This window comes from Sinorhizobium mexicanum, assembly GCF_013488225.1.
GTDB classification, from domain to species: Bacteria; Pseudomonadota; Alphaproteobacteria; order Rhizobiales; family Rhizobiaceae; genus Sinorhizobium; species Sinorhizobium mexicanum.
Genome location: NZ_CP041241.1, coordinates 593,592 through 612,951, shown reverse-complemented (window position 1 = coordinate 612,951; position 19,360 = coordinate 593,592). Strand labels below are relative to the sequence as shown.

The following is a 19,360-nucleotide window of genomic DNA, read 5'->3' as shown; positions in this document are numbered from 1 at the left end:
ACATTGGGAGGAAAGAAAACATGCGAAAGGGATTAATGGGCATTGCTGCCGTCGCGATGGTGGCCCTGACGGGCGTGGCCCACGCGGAGGAGAAGAAGGTCACGATCGGCGTTTCGATCCCTGCGGCCGACCATGGCTGGACCGCCGGTGTCGTGTTCCATGCGGAACGCGTCGCGAAAACGCTCATGGAGCAGCATCCGGGCCTCAACGTCATCGTCAAGACCTCGCCGGATCCGGCCAGCCAGGCCAATGCCGTGCAGGACCTCGAAACCCAGGGCATCGACGCGCTGGTGATCCTGCCGACCGATCCCGATCCGCTGGTCAACGCCATCAAGGAAGTCAAGGGCAAGGGCACGTTCGTGGCGCTCGTCGACCGCGCGCCGTCCGTCAACGACAACAGCGTGCGTGACCTCTATGTCGCCGGCAACAACCCCGCGCTCGGTCAGGTCGCCGGCGAATACATCAAGGCAACGACGCCGGAAGCCAAGGTGGTCGTCATTCGCGGCCTGCCGATCCCGATCGACCAGCAGCGCCAGGACGGCTTCGACCAGGGCGTCGCCGGTTCGAAGGTGGAAATCCTCGACCGCCAGTACGGCAACTGGAACCGCGACGACGCCTTCAAGGTGATGCAGGACTACCTGACCAAGTATCCGCAGATCGATGTCGTCTGGTGCCAGGACGACGACATGGCCGTCGGCGTCCTTCAGGCGATCGAGCAGGCCAAGCGCACAGACATCCAGTATGTCGTCGCCGGCGCCGGTTCGAAGGAAATGATCAAGAAGGTCATGGACGGCGACAAGATGATCCCGGTCGACGTTCTTTATCCGCCAGCAATGGTCGGCACCGCGCTCGAAATGACAGCCGCCAACTTCTACGGCCAGGTTCCGGTTCGCGGCGTTTACACCATCGACGCGACGCTGGTCACCAAGGACAATGCACAGGACTTCTACTTCCCCGACTCACCGTTCTGATCGGACGCATCGGCGGTAGCCTAAGCGGAGACCTGCCCGGGATTTCACGGGCAGGTCGTTTTGTTTGGGGCCTACTTGTGGTCCGCGCCGGAATCGCATCGGATTGCAGCGGCGGGCGAAGGCGGATAATGGCACACACCCCTCTGCCCTGCCGGGTGGCGCAAAACGGCGGCGCCTCGGTTTACCCATCCTGCAGCCTCGGCGAAAACCTCGATGCTGGCTGATCTCCCCCCTTGTGGGCGAGATGTCTGGCAGGGCAGAGGGGAGTGTCGCGCTCGCCAGTTCGGAGAGTGGATGGCCAACAGCCTGCGAGCACGCGCATCACCCCGCCGGAAACGCCGCCACCACCTTCAAACCTCGCCCACCCTCGCCCTCCTCCAGGCGCATCGTCCCGCCGTAAAGCGTCGCGATCTCCTCGACGATCGGCAGGCCGAGCCCGGTGCCGGGCGCCTCGTCGCCGCCGCGCCGGAAACGCTTGAGCACCGCTTCGCGCAGCTCCGGTCGGATTCCGGGTCCATTGTCCTCGACCTCAAGCACAACAGCATCGTTGCGCGCTTCGACGCGCACCGTGACCTCGGCGCCCCGTCCGGCATAGAGGAGCGCGTTGCCGATCAGGTTCTTCAGAAGCTCGCCGACGAGCAGCGGCTCGGCGCGGATCCAGTGTTCGCCGTCGCCGGCGAAGCCGAGGTCGATTCCGGCCTCGCCGGCCGCCGGCACATTCTCGGCAGTGATCTCACGCGCAAGCCCGACGAGTTCGATGCGTTCCGAACCGCGCGCCTCATCCTTGCCCGCGGCGTCGATCTTCGCCATCAGCAGCAGCTGCGCGAGAATGCGCTCTGCATTCGCGACTGCTTCATCCGCCTTGCGCGCGGCCGCCCGCGTTGCCTCAATCGTTCCCGCTCTCTGCGCAAGCGCCAGCTGCGTGCGGATGATCGCCAGCGGCGTTCGCAACTGGTGACTGGCGTTGCCGGTGAAATGGCGCAGCGCGTCGAGCGCCGATTGCAGACGCACCATGAACGAGTTGACCGTGTCGACGAGCCCCTGAACCTCGCTCGGCACGCGCTCGCCGATCGGATGCAGGTCATCGGGACTGCGCTCGGCGATGGCGTCGCCAAGCCGATAGAGTGGTCTCAGCGAAAAGGTGACGGCGATCCAGACGATCATCGCCGCGCCGGCGATCATCAGGCCGAGGCGCAGGGCGGAGCGCAGAAGGATGGTCTGCGTCAGTTGCCGCCTCGCGATCGTCGTTTCGGCAACGGTGACGACAAATGGAACGGAGCTGACACCCGTCGAGGCGGAACGCCGGAGCGCCGCAATGCGAATGGGTTCGCCGCGGAAGACGGCATCGCCGAACGTCGTCGACTGGTCCTGGCCTTTCGCGAGCGAGGGCAGCGTCTGATAGCCGGTGATGAACTGGCCAGGCGGCCCGTCCACCCGGTAGAAGACCCGGTCCTGCGCTGCGGACGTCAGCATCTCCAGCGCGACATAGGGAATATCGACCTGAAGCGAGCCGTCCTCGGCGACGACGACGCGCTCGGCAATCGCCAGCGCCGAACCGGCAAGCACGCGGTCCGAGACGACATTCGCCGTCTTGACCGCCTCCCGGTAGGTATCGGTCAGCGCCAGCACCCCGATCACGGCGGTGGAAATCAGGAGCCAGCCGAGCAGCCTGCGCCGCAGCGAATAGACCACCGTCTTCATTCGGGGCTGGCCGTCTTGTCGAGATAATAGCCGATGCCGCGCGCGGTGCGCACCGTCAGACCGTAGGGCGCCAGGCGCTTGCGCAGCCGGCTCACATATTGCTCGATCGCATTGGCGCTGAGATCGTCATCGAGACCGGTGAGCGACTGCACGATCGCCTCCTTGGCGACCACCTTGCCGGCGCGCATGAACAGAAGTTCGAGCAGCCCGAGTTCGCGGGCGGGGATTTCGATCGGCGCCCCGGCGGAGGAGAAACTGCGCGAGGTCAGATCCAGCGAGACATTGCCGTAGCTGACGACGGAGGCCCGCAATCCTGCCTGGCGGCGAAGAAGAACCCGCACCCGCGCCTCGAACTCGCCGATGTCGAAAGGCTTGATCATGTAGTCGTCGGCACCGAGATCGAGGCCCTTCACCCGCTCCTCCGGCGAGCCGCGCGCCGTCAGGATCAGGACCGCCGCCCGGTTCTGCCGCCCCCGCATGGCCCGCAGCACGTCGAGACCGTCCATTTCCGGCAAGTTCAGGTCGAGGATCACCAGATCGAAGCTTTCCGCGGCGGCAACCGCATGCGCCGAGGCACCGTCGCTAACGACATCGACGGCATAACCGCTTCCGCGCAGGATGGCGGATAAACCCTCCGCCAGCGCCTGGTTGTCTTCAACGAGCAAGATTCGCAATGTCGCTCTCCCCCGATCACTTTATCGGCCGCAGGCTTGCTTGTGAACGGCAGGCGGCTACTGCATAATTCCTCAAATCGGAATTGATTTAGGGAGAAAAACATGCAGCACTTCAAGCCGTTACGGCGGCTTTTGCGTGTCTAGAACAGCCGCGCGACGCTGTAAGGCATTGTGGAATTATGCGATACCTGATCTCCCTGCTTTTCTGTCTCTTTCTTCCCGGGCTGGCGTTTTCGGCGCCCGTGTTCTTCCCGGCCCTTTCCGGGGACGACAAGGCCCCCGTTCTCGTCGTTTATTCCTCGCTCGACGAACCCCTCGCGCGGCCGATGATCCTTGGTTTTCAGAAGGCCAATCCGGACGTGGCGGTGCGTTACGAAGACATGCTGACCGGCGAGATCTATGACCGGATCGTCAAGGAGACGGATGCCGGTGAGAAGACGGCCGACTTCGCCTTCTCGTCAGCCATGGACCTGCAGGTCAAGCTCAGCAACGACGGCTATGCGCAACGCAGCGATCTGCCGATGAGCGGCCGCTGGCCAGCCTGGGCAAACTGGCGTAACACGGCCTATGCGCTGACCTTTGAGCCGGCCGTCTTCGTCTATCACAAGCCAAGCTTCAAGACCGAGCCGCCGCCTGCAACACGCGCGGAATTCGTCGACTATCTCAAGCGCAAGGGCAGCGCCGTCTTCGGCCGGATCGGTACCTACGATATCGAGCGCTCCGGCGTCGGCTTCCTCTTCATGTCACGCGACCAGGAGCAATTCGGCGACATCTGGAGTGTCATCCAGGCGATGGGAGCGGCAGGCGTCAAACTCTATTCGACCAGCCAGGCGATCGTCGAACGGGTGGCGGACGGCCGGTTCGTTCTTGGCTACAATATCCTCGGCTCCTATGCCGCCGACTGGGCCTCGCGCCATCCCGATGTCGGGATCGTGCTGCCGAAGGACTATACCGTCGTGATGTCGCGCATCGGGCTCGTGCCGCAGGCGGCCGCCTCCCCCGATCTCGGCCGCCGATATCTCGAATTCTTCATGTCGAAGGAAGGCCAGACCATCATGGCGCGCGAGCTGCAGATCCCGGCCGTCAGCCCGGAGGTCGCGGGCGAGAATACGGCCAATACCATGCAGGAGATGCTCGGCGGGCAATTGCGGCCCGTTCCGGTCAGCCCGGGACTGATGGTCTATCTCGACCAGGTCAAGCGCGCCCGCCTGATTGCGCGCTGGAACGAGGTGCTCAGGCTCCACTGACGTTTCTGCAAGCCGAACAATCCATTTACGCAAGACCGACTTGATGTCAGGTTAATGTCAGCTTTCTATGGTGGCTTAGGGAACGCTGATGATCCGTGGAGGCGGGCCATCAGCAGCGCATCGGGAGGAACCACCACCACGGTCAGCGGCTGGCGCAAAAACCAGCCACCTGCTTCTCCCGTACGCGACGATAATCAACGCACGCGCGATCAAACGCGCCCTACGGAGGACCGACCTTGAAACACTTCTTCCTGGCATCCATTCTCGCTGGCGCCCTGGCGCTTCCGGCATATGCCGCCGACTACACGATCATCGCGCCGGCCAACCCCGGCGGCGGCTGGGATCAGACAGCCCGTTCGCTGCAGACCGTCATGCAGCAGGAAGGCATTTCCGGCAATGTCCAGGTGCAGAACGTTCCCGGCGCCGGCGGCACTATCGGGCTTGCGCAGTTCGCCAGCCAGCAGAAGGGCAACCCGAACGCGCTCCTCGTCGGCGGCTACGTCATGGTGGGCGCCATTCTCACCAACAATTCGCCGGTGACCCTCAAGGATGTGACGCCGATCGCGCGTCTGACGGGCGAATACGAGGCGATCGTCGTTCCGGCAGCTTCCGAAATCAAGTCGATGGCCGATCTCGTCGCGGCGCTCAAGAAGGATCCGGGCGCCGTTTCCTGGGCTGGCGGCTCTGCCGGCGGCACCGACCACATCGCCGTCGGCCTCATCGCCAAGGCTGCTGGCGTCGATCCGACGAAGATCAACTACATCGCCTATTCCGGCGGTGGTGAAGCGCTGGCCGCCATTCTCGGCAGCCAGGTGACCGCAGGCATTTCCGGCTATGGCGAATTCGAATCGCAGGTCAAGGCCGGCACACTCCGCCTTCTTGCGGTATCGAGCGCCGAGCGCCTCCCAAGTATCGATGCACCGACACTGAAGGAATCCGGCGTCGACGTCGTGGTTGAAAACTGGCGCATGGTCGCGGCCGCCCCCGGCCTCACCGACGAGCAGAAGGCCGCCGTCTCCGCCGACATCGAAAAGCTCGCCAAGTCCGCAGGCTGGCAGGAGGTCTTGAAGACGAAGGGCTGGCAGGACACCTATCTCGCCGGCGACGCCTTCAATGCGCAGCTCTCGAAGGACGTTTCGGCAACCGAAACCGTCCTCAAGGACATTGGACTGGTCAAATGAACAAGGGGAACCACCCTTCCGTCGAGACGCGCCGCCCTGACAGGGCGGCGCTCATCATCGCCGTCGTTCTGGCACTCATCGCCGGCCTGATCTTCTGGGACGTTTCGCGCCTGGCTGGGCTCGCCGGCTATTCGCAGATCGGCCCCACCACGGTTCCCTATGTGATCGCCTGCTGTCTCATCGGCCTCGCGATCTGGACCGCCGTCGAAGCAGCGAGGGGCGACTTCGGTCACGAGCGAGAGCATCAGGAGTTCGGCCCTGTCTTCTGGATCGTCGGCGGTCTCGCCGCCCAGATGCTGCTGCTCAACACGCTCGGCTTCTCGATTGGGACCGGCATTCTCTTTGCCATGACGGCGCGCGGCTTCGGCAAGCGCATGCTCTGGGTCACCGTGCCGGTCGGCATCGCGGTCAGCTTCATCGTCTGGCTGATCTTCGCCAAGCTCCTGCAATTGTCGCTGCCCGCAGGGCCGCTTGAACGCCTATTCTTCTGAGGGACCCGACGACCATGGGTACTTTTGATTTCCTGCTGCAGGGCCTGCTCGTTGCGGTCCAGCCGATGAATCTTGTTTACGCGCTGATCGGCGTCACGCTCGGCACCGCCGTCGGCGTCCTTCCCGGCATCGGCCCGGCCTTGACCGTGGCGCTGCTGCTGCCCGTCACTTACAAGCTCGATCCGGGCGGCTCGCTGATCATGTTTGCCGGCATCTACTACGGCGGCATGTATGGTGGATCGACAACGTCGATCCTGCTCAACACGCCCGGTGAAAGCTCCTCAATCGTCACCGCGCTCGAGGGCAACAAGATGGCGCGCGCCGGACGCGGTGGCCCGGCATTGGCAACCGCTGCAATCGGCTCCTTCGTCGCCGGTCTCATCGCGACACTCGCGCTCGCTTTCATCGCGCCGTACATCGTCAAACTCGCACTCGTCTTCGGCCCGCGCGAGTATTTCGCGCTGATGGTGCTTGCCTTCGTCACGGTCTCTTCGGCTTTCGGAGACTCGACGCTGCGCGGCCTCACCTCCCTGTTTGTCGGCCTGACACTCGCCTGCATCGGCATCGACCAATTGACCGGCCAGGCACGCCTTTCCTTCGGCGTGCCCGACCTGCTCGACGGCATCGAGGTGACGACGCTCGCAGTCGCCATGTTCGCGATCGGCGAGACCCTTTACATCGCCGCCCAGGGCGATCGCGGCCCGGACAAGGTCGAAGCCGTGAAGGGCTCCGTCTGGATGAATGCTGCGGACTGGGCGCGCTCCTGGAAGCCGTGGCTGCGCGGCACCGTGATCGGCTTCCCGATCGGCGCCATGCCGGCCGGCGGCGCCGAAATCGGCACCTTTCTCTCCTATGCAGCCGAGAAGCGCCTGACGAAACATCCCGAAGAGTTCGGCAATGGCGCCATCGAAGGCGTGGCCGGGCCGGAAGCGGCCAACAACGCCTCGGCCGCCGGCACGCTCGTGCCGCTGCTGACGCTCGGCCTGCCGACGACGGCGACTGCCGCGATCATGCTGGCTGGCTTCCAGCAATATGGCCTCCAGCCCGGACCGCTATTGTTCGCCACCAATCCGCAGCTCGTCTGGGGACTGATCGCGAGCCTGCTGATCGCCAACTTGATGCTGCTGGTCCTGAACCTGCCGCTGATCGGCCTCTGGGTGAAGCTCCTGACCATCCCGAAGCCCTGGCTTTACGCGGGCATCCTTTTGTTCGCGACGCTTGGCACGATCGGCGCCAATCCTTCGGTGTTCGAACTCGGCATGCTGCTCGCCTTCGGCCTCCTGGGCTACGTCATGCGCGTCTTCGGCTATCCGATCGCCCCGGTCGTCGTCGGCCTGATCCTCGGGCCGCTCGCCGAGCAGCAGCTGCGCCGGGCGCTTTCGATCAGCCAAGGCGACATGACCGTACTCTTCACCTCGCCGATCGCGGCAGTGCTTCTGGTGATCGCCGCCTTGGCCCTCATCGTGCCGCTCATCCTGAGAGCTCGCGGGCGCGGCCAGGTGCTTGCGCAACTCGCGGCCAGCGAGGACTAGCCTTCCGCCTCCCAAGGCGCTTCACGGAGCGGGAAGAGGGAGGGGCAGCCCTCTTTCCGCTCCAATTTTCGTCCTCCCCCAAAGCTTTAGGGCCACCCGCCTCATCGCTCGCGGGCGTGCTTGCGCTGCATGGCTGGCGTGAGGTTTTGTGCATTGCAAAAACACCTGCCCGAACCCATCTTTTGCTCATCGAATAGAAAACGAAAGCGAGCAAAGAGATGACTGCCACCACCAAGAACCGCATGGGTTTCATTGGCCGCGCCTTCGCCGTTCTCGGTGCTGCGAATGCTGCTGCCGCCGCCGTCGAAGGCCACCGCCGCCCGAATGCGCGCGACCTGCGTACCCTCGGCATCGACCCGGCAACCTTCCCGGACATCCGCCGCGGCTAACGCCGTGCGGCACGCCAAGATCCTGGCTATCCAGCCGACTGCCGGATAGCCCGCCGAAATACCGTTCGGCGGGCGAAGCGCCTCGCTCGACGAAGCCGAGGTTACTCTAACGCTCGGCACCAGACCCCAACTCAATTCTGCCCCCGCGGTAGCACGTGGAAAATCCCAGTAGAAGCGAGCGACCGCGGCATTGATCGCCGGCTGGCACACAGCGCAGCCACCGGGTGACGCTGCGGATTGCCGGACCTTGACCCCGCACGCCTCCATGTCATCCTGCTCAGATGATCAGCGGTGTACTCTTGGACCTTGCTGGCGTCATCTATGACGGCGAAGAGGCCGTGCCTGGCGCAACAGACGCCGTTCGCCGCTTGCGGGACGCCGGCCTTCCCATGCGCTTCGTCAGCAACACCACCCGCTCAACCAAACCAGCCGTTCTTGACCGGCTCGCCCGGCTGGGCCTTTCCGTGGCGGCCGACGAAGTCTTCACGCCGGCTGAGGCGGCACGCCGATGGCTTGCCGAGCATGGCCGATCGCCACATCTGCTTGTCCATCCTAATCTCGTACAGGAATTCGCCGATCTCAGCGCCGGTCTGCCGAAGGCCGTCGTTGTCGGTGATGCGGGAGAGGCTTTCGATTATCCGGCGCTCAACGCGGCGTTTCGCGAATTGATTGCCGGCGCGGAATTGCTGGCGCTCGCCCCGAACAGGACTTTCAGGGATTCCGATGGAAAGCTCAGCCTCGACGCGGGAGCGTTCGTGACAGGACTGGAATTCGCCAGCCAGAAGAGCGCGATTGTGCTCGGGAAGCCGTCGCAGCCATTCTTCCGGTCTGCGCTCGCAACGATGAGTTGTCCGGACGACCAAGCCGTCATGGTGGGTGACGACGCCGAAACGGATGTGGCGGGCGCGCTGCAGGCAGGTTTGGGACATGCCGTGCTGGTGCGCACAGGCAAATACCGCGAAGGCGACGAGCGCCGGTTCGAGCCGGTGCCGACCGCGACGCTTCGTGATCTTTCCGAAGCGGTCGACTGGATCCTCGACACAAGAACGCCCTGAAAGCGGCGATGGGTATTCCTGATCGCCTGCGGATCCCGGGAGAGAAACGATAGTGACCGGGAGAAAGAGACACGGCGCCGACATTCGCGTCGGCGCCGCGGGGAGTGTTTATGCGACTTTCGCGACGCTGCCTTCGATCGGAACGGTCGAGATGGTCTTCAGGACCTGCGAAGCGATCTGGTAGGGGCAACCCTGGGAGTTCGGGCGGCGGTCTTCGAGGTAGCCGCGGTAGCCGTTGTTGACGAAGCTGTGCGGAACGCGGATCGATGCACCGCGGTCGGCCACGCCATAGCTGAACTTGTTCCACGGCGCCGTCTCATGCTTGCCGGTCAGGCGCAGGTGGTTGTCCGGGCCATAGACGGCGATGTGCTCATGCAGGTTCTTGTCGAAGGCAGCCATCAGCGCCTCGAAGTAGTCCTTGCCGCCGACTTCGCGCATATAGGCGGTCGAGAAGTTGCAGTGCATGCCCGAGCCGTTCCAGTCGGTGTCGCCGAGGGGCTTGCAATGCCACTCGATGTCGATGCCGTACTTTTCCGTCAGGCGCTGCAGCAGGTAGCGAGCCATCCAGACTTCGTCGGCAGCCTTTTTCGAGCCCTTGCCGAAGACCTGGAATTCCCACTGGCCCTTGGCGACTTCGGCATTGATGCCTTCATGGTTGATGCCGGCAGCCAGGCAGATGTCGAGGTGCTCTTCGACGATCTGGCGTGCGATGTCGCCGACGTTCTTGTAGCCGACGCCGGTGTAGTACGGGCCTTGGGGCGCCGGATAGCCCTGCTCCGGGAAGCCGAGCGGGCGGCCGTTCTTGTAGAAGAAGTATTCCTGCTCGAAACCGAACCAGGCGCCATCGTCGTCAAGGATCGTCGCGCGGCTGTTCGACGGATGCGGGGTCTTGCCATCGGGCATCATGACTTCGCACATGACCAGTACGCCGTTGGTGCGAACCGGGTCCGGATAGATCGCGACCGGTTTCAACACACAATCGGAGCTGCGACCTTCGGCCTGCATCGTCGAGCTACCATCGAACCCCCAGAGCGGGAGCTGCTCGAGCGTCGGGAATGCATCAAACTCCTTGACCTGCGTTTTTCCGCGCAGGTTCGGTACCGGGGTGCAGCCGTCGAGCCAGATATACTCGAGCTTATACTTTGTCATTGCGAATCTCTCATAACGTGGTGTTGCGAGGCTTTGAACAAATCCTGACGGACAGACACGCTTGCGAAGCGCTGACCGCCAGGGATCCGGAACTGCTCAAGCATTTTGCGTGCCAGTTCGGTCCTTGCGGCCCGCCGATGATGAACGAATTGAATGACGGCCCGGATCCCGGGTCCGAGCGCGGAGCCATCCACTGCCCGCTAGGCAGCTGGAACGCTGTAATAGAGTCAATCGGTTAGTTGATTTCGGCTCAGCCCCGCATCGCACCGGGCCAAGCTCCCGCCGCGTCGGACCGACGCCATCGAACCACACGGCGGGGCGAAGCCAGATTTGCGTCGGAAGCGTATGGCCGCCGTAAAAATTCCCGCGCCGCGGTTAATTTTTAATCGCGCGAAAGCACGTGCCCACAAATACGGCGCGCAATTGATTGAGTTTTCATCATTTCGCGCAAACTATGTGCAAATCGGATGCGATGCGCTATGATCCCTCACGGAACTCAAGGGAGACCAGACGATGGCCGAGAGTTTGTACCGCAGGTCGGCGACGATTTATCCGTTCCCCGCGAAACCCTTGAGAAGGGTGGAAAATCGCCGGGACGAGAAGGCGGATCTCGACGCGCAGGACATTTGCGCCGCCGCCATCGACGGTTGCTGGTACCACGAAGAGGCCGTTCGCGCCGAAACCAAAGATCGCCCCGGCATTCCGGGCAAGCTGAATTAACGCGAACGCACCGCCTATTTTTTGATCATCTGCATGAATCGCGGGCGGTGCCGGCCTGTCAGTAACACGGCTACCCTTTCACCGCACCCGACGTCAGGCCAGCGACGATCTTGCGCTGGAAAATCAGCACCAGCACCAGCAGCGGTAACGTGACGGTCACCGACGCGGCCATGATCTGGCCGAACGGATATTCGTAGCGGCTGCTGCCGGTGAGCAAGCCGATCGCAACCGGCACGGTCCGGTTCTCGTCGGTCAGGATGAAAGTGAGCGCGAACAGGAATTCGTTCCACGCCAGAATGAACGAGAGCAGCCCGGTGCTGGCGATCGCCGGCCCCATCAGCGGCAGCAGCACATGGGTCAGGACTCTCAGCCGCGAACAACCATCAATGAGCGCCGCCTCCTCGAGCTCGGTCGGCAGATCGCGAATGAAGCTCGTCAGGATCCAGGTGGTGAAGGGCAGCGTGAGAATAAGATAGGAGACGATGAGCGCTGACGGGCGGTTATAGAGCCCAAGCCAGCCGATAACTTCGAACATTCCCGAGAGCACCACCACCTGCGGGAAAATCGAGATCATCAGGACGGCAATCAAGATGATCCGGCCGGGTGAAAAATGCAGACGCCCGAGCGCATAGGCAGCGAGAATGCCGATCACCAGCGAGATCATCGTACTCGCGAAAGCGACGAGACCGGAATTTATGAGCGCGCCCATGAAAACCGGATTGTGGAACAACTGCCAATAGTTGCCGAAATCCAGTGATGGCAGCAGACTGAACTGATAGAGCGCCTGGCCGGATTTGGTCGACGATACGATCGCCCAGTAATAGGGAAAGAGCATGTAGACGAGCACGGCCGCAACACCCGCATAGAGGCCGAAAGTCTTCACGCGCCGGATCGTGCGGTAGGTGCTGTTGGAATAGCGTTTTGCCGTGGCAGCCGTCGTCATTGCCATTTTCGTCAACCCGTCGCGCGATCGAGGCGCAGGACGCCAACAATGACGATCGCAATCAGCCCGATGATCATGAACACCCAGGTGGAGGCCGCCGAGCCGAGGCCGAGGTCCTGGAAGCTGATCAACTGGTCGCGGGCATAGATCGACATCGTCATCGTGTTTTCATTGTTGGCCGCGAGCACATAGCTGAGGTCGAACATCCTGAGCGCATCGAGCGTGCGAAACAGCATCGCGACGCCAATCGCGGGCGTCGCGAGCGGCAGCGTTATCGACCAGAAGCGCTTCCAGTGCGGCACGCCGGAAACCTCAGCTGCCTCGTAGATCTCTTCCGGAATCAGCTGGAGCCCGGCGAGAATGAGCAGCACCATGAACGGCGTCGTCACCCAGACATCGATGAAGATCACCGTATAGAGGATGAGCGAGGGTTCGGCGGTCCAAGCGATGCCCTTCTCTACGAGGCCCAGGGTCACCAGCAGCTTGTTGACGAGGCCGAACTGGTCATTGAGCATCCACTCCCATATCCGGGTCGAGACAACCATCGGCATCGCCCAGGGAACGAGGATAGCTGCCCTGACGATGCCCCGGCCGACGAAAGCCCGGTGGAGCAAAAGCGCGATTGCCAATCCCAGCAGCGTCTCCAGACCGACGGATATGACCGTGAAGAACAACGTGTTCTGGACCGCGCGCCAGAACACTGGGTCCTCGGCGACGGTTATGAAATTGTCGAGCCCGACAAAGCCGTAGTTCGCCGGCGCGTCGAGGAAGGCGTCGGTGAAGGAAAAGAAGATGCTGCGCGCGAGCGGCCAGATCGCAACGCCGACGAGCGCGACGATCAGCGGCAGCAGAAACAGCCACGCTGTGCGGTTCTGCTCTCGCCGCATCCTCTCGGCCGCACTCACAGCGAAGCTCCCGATGCCAGTTGCATGGCGCCGCCGTGATCGATCCGTCGCCCGTCTTCGGCGAAGAGATAGAGGTTTTCAGGCTGCCAGGCGAGCCCGACCGGCTGCCCCTCTGCAAATGCCGGCGGGCTTCCGGTCGAGCGCACGGTCCAGACCAGCGTCTCGCTGAGGCGCACATAGCAGACATATTCGTAGCCGAGGTCTTCCATTCGCTCGAAGGTTCCGCGGATCGCGCCCTTGGTCTCGGCGCTCACCAGCTTGAGGGCTTCGGGCCTGAGGCCGATCTCGACAGGGCTGTCGGCGTCAACCGGTTCAGCGGCATGGTAAAAGCCGCCGATGCCCCGGAGCGCGCCGCCGGCAGAGGCGGTGCGGTCGAGCGGCGCGAAGTTCATGCGCGGACTGCCGAGAAAACCGGCGACGAACCTGTTTGCCGGCCGGTCATAAAGCTCCCTCGGCCGACCGACCTGCTCTATGCGCCCCTGATTGAGGATGACGATCCGGTCGGCGAGCGTCATCGCCTCGGTCTGGTCGTGCGTCACATAGATCATCGTCGTCTTCACGTCGGCATGCAGCTTGGCGATCTCGAAGCGCATTTCCATGCGCAGATCGGCGTCGAGATTGGACAGCGGTTCATCGAAGAGGAAGACCTCAGGCTGGCCGACAAGCGCGCGGCCGATCGCTACGCGCTGCCGCTGACCGCCGGAAAGCTGCCGCGGGCGCCGGTCGAGCAGATGGCCGATCTTCAGCATCTCCGCGACCTTGGTCACCCGGCGGCGGATTTCGTCCCTGCCGAGGCGCGCCGTTTCGAGCGCGAAGCTGATGTTGCGCGAAACGTTCATGTGCGGGTAGAGCGCATAAGATTGAAAGACGAAGGCAAGCCCGCGCTTCGATGCCGGGACGTCGGTCACCTGCTCGCCACCGATGAAGACGTCACCTTCGGAGACCGGGACAAGCCCGGCGATCAGGCGCAAAAGCGTCGACTTCCCGCAACCCGACGGGCCGACGAACACCGTGAACTCGCCATCCGCGATTTCCAGATCGATCGACCGGATGACGTCGTAGGCGCCGAAGCTCTTGCTGACGTTTTTCAAGGTGACTGAAGCCATTCCGCTGTCCTTCAAAGGCCTGCCGCGGCGCGGTCGGCCAGGATTTCTCTGTCGCTGCATTCGAGCACGATGGTCGCGAGCCAGTCGGCGTCGAAGTTGCCTGCCGTTGTTATGCGCCTCAGCGCCTCCCACTTACCGCCGCCGCTCAAAAACAGCCTGCACTTGCGCGCCTCGCTGATCGTCCTCAGCCCGACACTTATCCCATGCGTCGGCACCTCGTCGATGGAAGCGAATGCCCGAAAGGCGTGGGCCCGGTCGGGCAACCGAGAAGATAGCGTTTTCCATCGCGGGCAGCCCTGTCGATACCGGTCAGGATCTGCGCGGCAACATAGGAGCCCATTTCCTCGGGTCCGTCGAAGACAATAGGCTTCGCCATCGGGAACTCATCGCATCGAACTGCAATGTTTGCGAAAAGGCACCTCCGAAGGATCCCCTCGGAGGTGCCGCGTTCATCATTCGCCCGCTTTCACGTCGCGCTGCAGCCGCCGTTCGAGATCGGCGAGTTCCTTCGCGACATCGTCCTTGCCGGAGATGATGTCATGGACAGCACGGTAGAACGTGCGGGAAATGCGGTTGTAGTTCTTGCCGGTCGCCGCGGACGGACGGGCGACCGATTCCTCGAAGGCCGTCTTTGCCATGCCGAGGAAGGGGATCTTCGCCAGTACGTCGGCGTCTTCGTAAAGTGCCGCGACAGTCGGGTTGTAGCCGCCGTCGATCGCGCGCATCTTCTGGTCCTCGGAGCCTACCATGTAGCGTAGCAGGTCAGCCGCGAGCTCCTGCTTCTCGGAATACTTCGAGACCCCGAGATAGGCCGTGCCGAGCGAGCCGCTTGACTTCTGCCCCTCGACTCCGAGCGGAAGGGCGGAGACACCTACCTTGCCGACAAGCTTGCCGCCTTCCGCCTGCGACGTGCCCCAGACATAGGGCCAGTTACGATGGAACACGGCATTGCCGCTTTCGAAGAGGGCGCGCGAATTTTCCTCGTCGTAGTTGAGGACGCCCTCGGGCGAAATCGTGCCGATCCAGCCGCGCGCACGGGTGAGCGCCGCTTCCGTCACGGGGCTGTTGATGGTGACCTCGCCATCGTCGGAGATGATGGTTCCGCCGCCAGCCGAGGCGATCCATTCGAGCGCATCGCAGGTCAGGCCCTCGTAGCTGCGGCCCTGCCAGGCATAGCCCCACATATCCGGGTTTCCGGCCTTGCGCTCGGCGTCCTGGATCTCCTTCGCGGTCGCGGTCATTTCATCCCAGGTCTTCGGCGGCTCTTTGCCGTATTTCTCGAGCAGGTCCTTGCGATAGAACATCAGCCCAGTGTCGATATAGAAGGGCATCGCCAGAAGCTTGCCGTCGAGGCGCGCGGCATCCGTGGCGGAGGCGAAATGCGCCTTCACCTCGTCCTGCGGGATCATCGACGTGACATCGAGCAGATGATCCTTGAACATGCCAAGCCAGATGACGTCGATATAGAGCACGTCGATGTCCGACGATTGAGCCGCGAAAAGCTGCTGGTAGATCGGGATCGCATCATCGAGGTTCTGCGGCATGCGGTTGAGCTTCACGTCGTTGCCGGTTTTCTCCGACCACTTCGCGACGGCCCTTTCACACAATTCGTAGTCGGTCGCGGAGCAGAACATCGAGACCGTTTCGGCTTTTGCCGGGAGCGCCGATGCGAAGGCCACCACGGCCATGCCTGCCAGCATTTTCAGTTTGTGTTTCATGTCGTTCCCTCATTCGTTCTCTTGTGAACGTCGCTATATCGCGGCCTCCCGCCGCCGATATTTCGTAAGATCTTTCTCGAAAGGCAGATTGCGGCCGCCATAGCCGGTCACGGCGAGCGAACCGCAGATGACGGCGATTTCGATTGCGCCGCGCAGGTCCGGCTCGTTGAGCATGCCGTGGACGAAGCCGGCATTGAAGCAGTCGCCGGCACCGGTCGTGTCGAACACGTCGACGGCGAGCGCCGGCACGCGGCAGTTCTCTCCCTTCGAGGAGGCGATGGCGCCGTCGGCGCCGCATTTGATGACGACAGTCGGGCAGAAACGGGCGATCGAGGCGAGCGCGCGCTCGACGTCATCCTCGCCGGTCAATGCCTTCGCCTCGGAGGAATTCGGCAGGAAGACATCGATCAGCCTCAGCATCTCTTCAATGCCGGGCGTCGAGAGCTTGTAGTCAACGTGCTGCAGGTCGGAGCAGACGATAATACCGAGATCGCGCGCCGCCTGGACGAGCGTGCGCCGCTCCTGGTCGAGCGAGAAGCCCTGAAGCAGCAGGATGCGTGGCCTTATGCGATCGAGATCCCCCGGCTTCGGCAGCGGGTCCGGCTGCTCGGCATAGCTGATGAAGCCGCGGTCATGCGCGAACGAGAATGCCGCACTCACACGGCGCAACGGCTTGTCCAGATGGATGAAGAGGCCGTCGTCGATATTTTCCCGCCGCGCTTCGTCGATGATCATGCGGCTGAAGATGTCGTTCCCGAAGGTGCACCACCACCCCGCTCTGGTGCCGAGGCGAGCAAGCGCCAGCGCCGTCGAATAGGCGGCACCCGGCACCCACTCGAACTCTTCGGCCCAAAGATCGGCACTGATCTTCGGCACGTCCGGGAGACCGCGGAAGATCAGGTCGAAGTAGTACTCTCCGACCACCATCACGTCGTAGCGGGAACCAAGAGCGTCATTCACGACCAGTCACCTGCATATGGCGCGTGGGCAGCAAGATATTCGTCGACCAGTGGTACCGCACGCGAATAGGAGAGTACCAGCGGGTGCGCCATCAGCGCCTCGACGGCGAGTTTGTGGCTCCGCTCCTTGATCGCGCGGACGGCCAACCGCTCATAGCGCTTGACGTTCTGGACGAGCTGCGCCTGAGCTTCGGGCATGGCGCCGATTTTGAGCGGTCTGATACCGCTCTTGTCGACTACGCAGCTCACTTCCACGACGTCGTCGGCACGCAGGCCGTCGATCGCGCCCTCGTTGCGGACGTTGAGGCCCGTATAGCAGGGCTTTCCGGTCTGCAGCGCATCGACGAGATTGAGCGCGACTCCGGCGTAGCCTTCCCCCTCTTCGCCGGTCTCTCCTGCCACAACGCTTTCGACGAACTTGTCGGCCTCTTCCATGCTCGGCGCATCGGCAAGCGCGTAATGCATGTAGGTTGCGTTGCGTCGCCGCTCATAGGCATAGTAGGCGGCCAGCGCTCCCTCGGCGTCCGTCTCCAGATCGATCGTGCCGAGCTTGGCGATCAATGCCGCGTTCAGGTCCTTGACCTCTTCACCACGCGTGCGCTCGTCGGACTTGAGCGCCTCGACGGCCCTTTCCGCATAGTAGTAGTAATAGAGATACTCGTTGATCCAATTGCGCTGGTGGCGGATCAGCTTGCTGTCGAACATGCGCTGCGACGTCGCGCGGATAAAAGCGTCGTCGTCAAGCAGCGGCTGGAGCACTTCCTTGCCGTCGATCTTTGCGCTCCTCGTAAAGGAGAGGTGGTTCAGACCGTAGACCTCGGCATGCACGTCATTCTGCGGCACCTTGTACCAGCGCGCCAAGGCTTCCTGCGCACCGTTCGCGCCATCGCAGATGCCGACAGTGCGGTGATAACCTTCGTTCTGCAGAGCCTGCGCGACGAGGCCCGCCGGGTTGGTGAAGTTGAACAGCCAGGCATCGGGGCTGACCTTCTTCAGGATTTCCGCGTATTTGAGGATGACCGGAATGCTGCGGAGCGCCATCGCAAAGCCGCCCGGACCGGTGGTCTCCTGACCCAGCACGCCATGGGCAAGCGCGATGCGTTCGTCCTTGATCCGGCCCTCTTCATTGCCGGGCCGGACCGTGGTCACGACGTAGCTTGCCCCTGCCAGCGCCCGCTCGGCATCGGCAGACATCGTGATCCTGACCGGGGACTGCATGCGCCGGGCCAGCTCCTGGCTGATCCGTCCGAAGAGATCGAGCTTCTGCTCATTGATGTCCTGCAAGCAGATCTCGGTCAGACCGCTTCGTTCCGCGCGCCGCAGGGCAGATCCGACAAACAGGGGTGCCCGGACTCCGCCGCCGCCAATCAAGGTCAGTTTCATTCTTTACTCCGCCGTTCCGATTGTGATATCGCTACTGGATATAACCAGTTATGTCAATTCGATCTGCAGGCGCTTTTCCAGCGATCCACAAGGTGGTCCGAGAACGGTATGCGGGGAAGCAAGGTTGGATGGAATCTCACCCGGGCTCTTGTCTTCAATCTTGCCAGGTGCAATGCAGAGGGGCATCCGGCAACTGGCGGCTGAAACGAACGGCGCATGGCACGACACGCAAATCTTCCGGACGAAAATCCCATCGATCGCAATCACCCGGATGCGCTCTACGTGCAATTGCGAAACCTGCTCAAGGGCATGATCGAAAGGCGGGAACTTGCGGTCAACGACAAGCTTCCGTCAGAGCGGGAACTGGTCGCAGCCTATGGCGTCAGCCGCATTACGGTGCGCCAGGCGATAAAGGAGCTCGAGAACCTCGGCTATCTGCAGACGCGGCCCGGCAAGGGCATCTATGTCACCGAACCAAAGCCGATCTATGAGCTCGAGATCGTGCGCAGTTTCACCCAGACGGCCTATGCGAACAATCTCAAGCCCGGCATGCGCCTCCTCGCCGGCAAGATCATCCGCGCTGACGCCGAGGTCGCGCGGCCGCTGTCCCTGCCGACCGGCGCAGACGTCGTTTTCCTGGAGAGATTGCGCCTCCTCGATGACGTGCCGGTCGTCATCCAGCGGGACTGGTTTTCCGCCTCGCTCGCGCCCGGCATCCTCGACATCGACTGGACGGTCGAGAACCGGTCACTATATGCGGAGTTCGAGAACCGCTATGGAATCATTCCGTCGCGCGGCCAATCGACCTTGAGCGCCCGGCTCGCCACCGACACGGAGGCGTCATTGCTCCAGCTCGACGTACCTGCTGCGGTTCTGACCCTAGACCAGATCGCCTACGACACGCACAACCGCACGGTCAATGTGAGCGCCGCTGCCTACCATCCGACCCGCTATCCGCTGTCGTTGACCCAGTCCCACAGAAGGCTGTGATCCGTCGTCATCCGAGCGCCTTTTCTCTGCAACCATAGATCTGCGTATGGATCGGGGAATCTACCCGTTTGGTCTGTTCCCGCGGAAACACAAAACGCTCTCGGACTCGGCAATATATGGCAGCAAGAACGGCAGGGAACGTTCTTCAGGTCACGCAATACCGCATGACTTGCGAGGGGTTCGACTGGGGAGACACTCCGTGAAACGGCGCCGCATCTAGTCTATTCGACGCCTTGTCGCTCGCGA

20 protein-coding genes are annotated in these 19,360 nt (G+C 62.7%); 8 read left to right on the top strand and 12 right to left on the bottom strand.

Features of this window, described 5'->3' with window-relative positions; genetic code table 11:
* The first annotated feature begins 20 nt into the window (after positions 1 to 20).
* Positions 21 to 971, top strand: a complete 951-nt coding sequence (locus FKV68_RS27125; protein WP_180943607.1) for a substrate-binding domain-containing protein — start codon at positions 21 to 23, stop codon at positions 969 to 971.
* A gap of 321 nt (positions 972 to 1,292) precedes the next feature.
* Here FKV68_RS27125 and FKV68_RS27120 read toward each other — a convergent pair whose 3' ends face one another.
* Entirely contained in the window at positions 1,293 to 2,672 is a 1,380-nt protein-coding gene (locus tag FKV68_RS27120; RefSeq protein ID WP_180943606.1) for a sensor histidine kinase, read from the bottom strand.
* Positions 2,669 to 3,346 (bottom strand): response regulator, encoded by a 678-nt coding sequence (locus FKV68_RS27115; protein ID WP_180943605.1) that lies wholly within the window; start codon positions 3,344 to 3,346, stop codon positions 2,669 to 2,671. The genes FKV68_RS27120 and FKV68_RS27115 overlap by 4 nt, the downstream gene beginning before the upstream one ends.
* Positions 3,347 to 3,525: 179 nt before the next feature.
* On the opposite strand from FKV68_RS27115, the gene FKV68_RS27110 reads away from it, so the two are divergent.
* The 4 genes from FKV68_RS27110 (at position 3,526) to FKV68_RS27095 (ending at position 7,797) form a co-directional block, all read left to right on the top strand.
* Entirely contained in the window at positions 3,526 to 4,593 is a 1,068-nt protein-coding gene (locus tag FKV68_RS27110) for an ABC transporter substrate-binding protein (protein ID WP_180943604.1), read from the top strand.
* A 236-nt stretch (positions 4,594 to 4,829) separates the two neighbouring features.
* Positions 4,830 to 5,774 (top strand): Bug family tripartite tricarboxylate transporter substrate binding protein, encoded by a 945-nt coding sequence (locus tag FKV68_RS27105; RefSeq protein ID WP_180943603.1) that lies wholly within the window; start codon positions 4,830 to 4,832, stop codon positions 5,772 to 5,774.
* Complete coding sequence (locus tag FKV68_RS27100) at positions 5,771 to 6,265, top strand: tripartite tricarboxylate transporter TctB family protein (protein ID WP_180943602.1); 495 nt, start codon at positions 5,771 to 5,773, stop codon at positions 6,263 to 6,265. The genes FKV68_RS27105 and FKV68_RS27100 overlap by 4 nt, the downstream gene beginning before the upstream one ends.
* A 14-nt stretch (positions 6,266 to 6,279) precedes the next feature.
* Entirely contained in the window at positions 6,280 to 7,797 is a 1,518-nt protein-coding gene (locus FKV68_RS27095; RefSeq protein WP_180943601.1) for a tripartite tricarboxylate transporter permease, read from the top strand.
* Between the two features lie 101 nt (positions 7,798 to 7,898).
* Here the strand turns inward: FKV68_RS27095 and FKV68_RS27090 are convergent, their stop codons facing one another.
* Positions 7,899 to 8,321 (bottom strand): hypothetical protein, encoded by a 423-nt coding sequence (locus FKV68_RS27090; protein ID WP_180944008.1) that lies wholly within the window; start codon positions 8,319 to 8,321, stop codon positions 7,899 to 7,901.
* A 146-nt stretch (positions 8,322 to 8,467) separates the two neighbouring features.
* Here FKV68_RS27090 and FKV68_RS27085 point away from each other — a divergent pair, with 146 nt between their 5' ends.
* Complete coding sequence (locus tag FKV68_RS27085) at positions 8,468 to 9,241, top strand: TIGR01458 family HAD-type hydrolase (RefSeq protein ID WP_180943600.1); 774 nt, start codon at positions 8,468 to 8,470, stop codon at positions 9,239 to 9,241.
* A 108-nt stretch (positions 9,242 to 9,349) separates the two neighbouring features.
* Here FKV68_RS27085 and FKV68_RS27080 read toward each other — a convergent pair whose 3' ends face one another.
* A complete protein-coding gene (locus FKV68_RS27080; protein WP_180943599.1) occupies positions 9,350 to 10,390 on the bottom strand; it encodes a glutamine synthetase beta-grasp domain-containing protein in 1,041 nt (346 codons plus the stop codon).
* Between the two features lie 513 nt (positions 10,391 to 10,903).
* Here FKV68_RS27080 and FKV68_RS27075 point away from each other — a divergent pair.
* Positions 10,904 to 11,110, top strand: a complete 207-nt coding sequence (locus FKV68_RS27075; protein WP_180943598.1) for a DUF2735 domain-containing protein — start codon at positions 10,904 to 10,906, stop codon at positions 11,108 to 11,110.
* A 70-nt stretch (positions 11,111 to 11,180) separates the two neighbouring features.
* Here the strand turns inward: FKV68_RS27075 and FKV68_RS27070 are convergent, their stop codons facing one another.
* The 8 genes from FKV68_RS27070 to FKV68_RS27035 all read right to left on the bottom strand — a co-directional run bounded on the left by FKV68_RS27070 (position 11,181) and on the right by FKV68_RS27035 (position 18,124).
* Positions 11,181 to 12,059, bottom strand: a complete 879-nt coding sequence (locus FKV68_RS27070; protein ID WP_425347622.1) for a carbohydrate ABC transporter permease — start codon at positions 12,057 to 12,059, stop codon at positions 11,181 to 11,183.
* 5 nt (positions 12,060 to 12,064) lie between these two features.
* Entirely contained in the window at positions 12,065 to 12,958 is an 894-nt protein-coding gene (locus FKV68_RS27065) for a carbohydrate ABC transporter permease (RefSeq protein WP_180943596.1), read from the bottom strand.
* A complete protein-coding gene (locus FKV68_RS27060) occupies positions 12,955 to 14,064 on the bottom strand; it encodes an ABC transporter ATP-binding protein (RefSeq protein WP_180943595.1) in 1,110 nt (369 codons plus the stop codon). The genes FKV68_RS27065 and FKV68_RS27060 overlap by 4 nt, the downstream gene beginning before the upstream one ends.
* Before the next feature lie 11 nt (positions 14,065 to 14,075).
* Complete coding sequence (locus FKV68_RS27055; protein ID WP_180943594.1) at positions 14,076 to 14,213, bottom strand: hypothetical protein; 138 nt, start codon at positions 14,211 to 14,213, stop codon at positions 14,076 to 14,078.
* Between the two features lie 47 nt (positions 14,214 to 14,260).
* Positions 14,261 to 14,440 (bottom strand): hypothetical protein, encoded by a 180-nt coding sequence (locus tag FKV68_RS27050; RefSeq protein WP_180943593.1) that lies wholly within the window; start codon positions 14,438 to 14,440, stop codon positions 14,261 to 14,263.
* 76 nt (positions 14,441 to 14,516) lie between these two features.
* The gene (locus FKV68_RS27045) at positions 14,517 to 15,782 is read right to left on the bottom strand and encodes an ABC transporter substrate-binding protein (protein WP_180943592.1); all 1,266 of its coding nucleotides are present in this window, start codon (positions 15,780 to 15,782) and stop codon (positions 14,517 to 14,519) included.
* A 33-nt stretch (positions 15,783 to 15,815) separates the two neighbouring features.
* Positions 15,816 to 16,748 (bottom strand): carbohydrate kinase family protein, encoded by a 933-nt coding sequence (locus tag FKV68_RS27040; protein ID WP_180943916.1) that lies wholly within the window; start codon positions 16,746 to 16,748, stop codon positions 15,816 to 15,818.
* A complete protein-coding gene (locus FKV68_RS27035; RefSeq protein WP_180943591.1) occupies positions 16,739 to 18,124 on the bottom strand; it encodes a family 4 glycosyl hydrolase in 1,386 nt (461 codons plus the stop codon). The genes FKV68_RS27040 and FKV68_RS27035 overlap by 10 nt, the downstream gene beginning before the upstream one ends.
* 216 nt (positions 18,125 to 18,340) lie before the next feature.
* Between FKV68_RS27035 and FKV68_RS27030 the strand changes: the two genes are divergently transcribed.
* Positions 18,341 to 19,114, top strand: coding sequence for a GntR family transcriptional regulator (locus FKV68_RS27030; protein WP_180943590.1), 774 nt, complete (start codon positions 18,341 to 18,343; stop codon positions 19,112 to 19,114).
* The last annotated feature ends 246 nt before the right edge of the window (positions 19,115 to 19,360 follow it).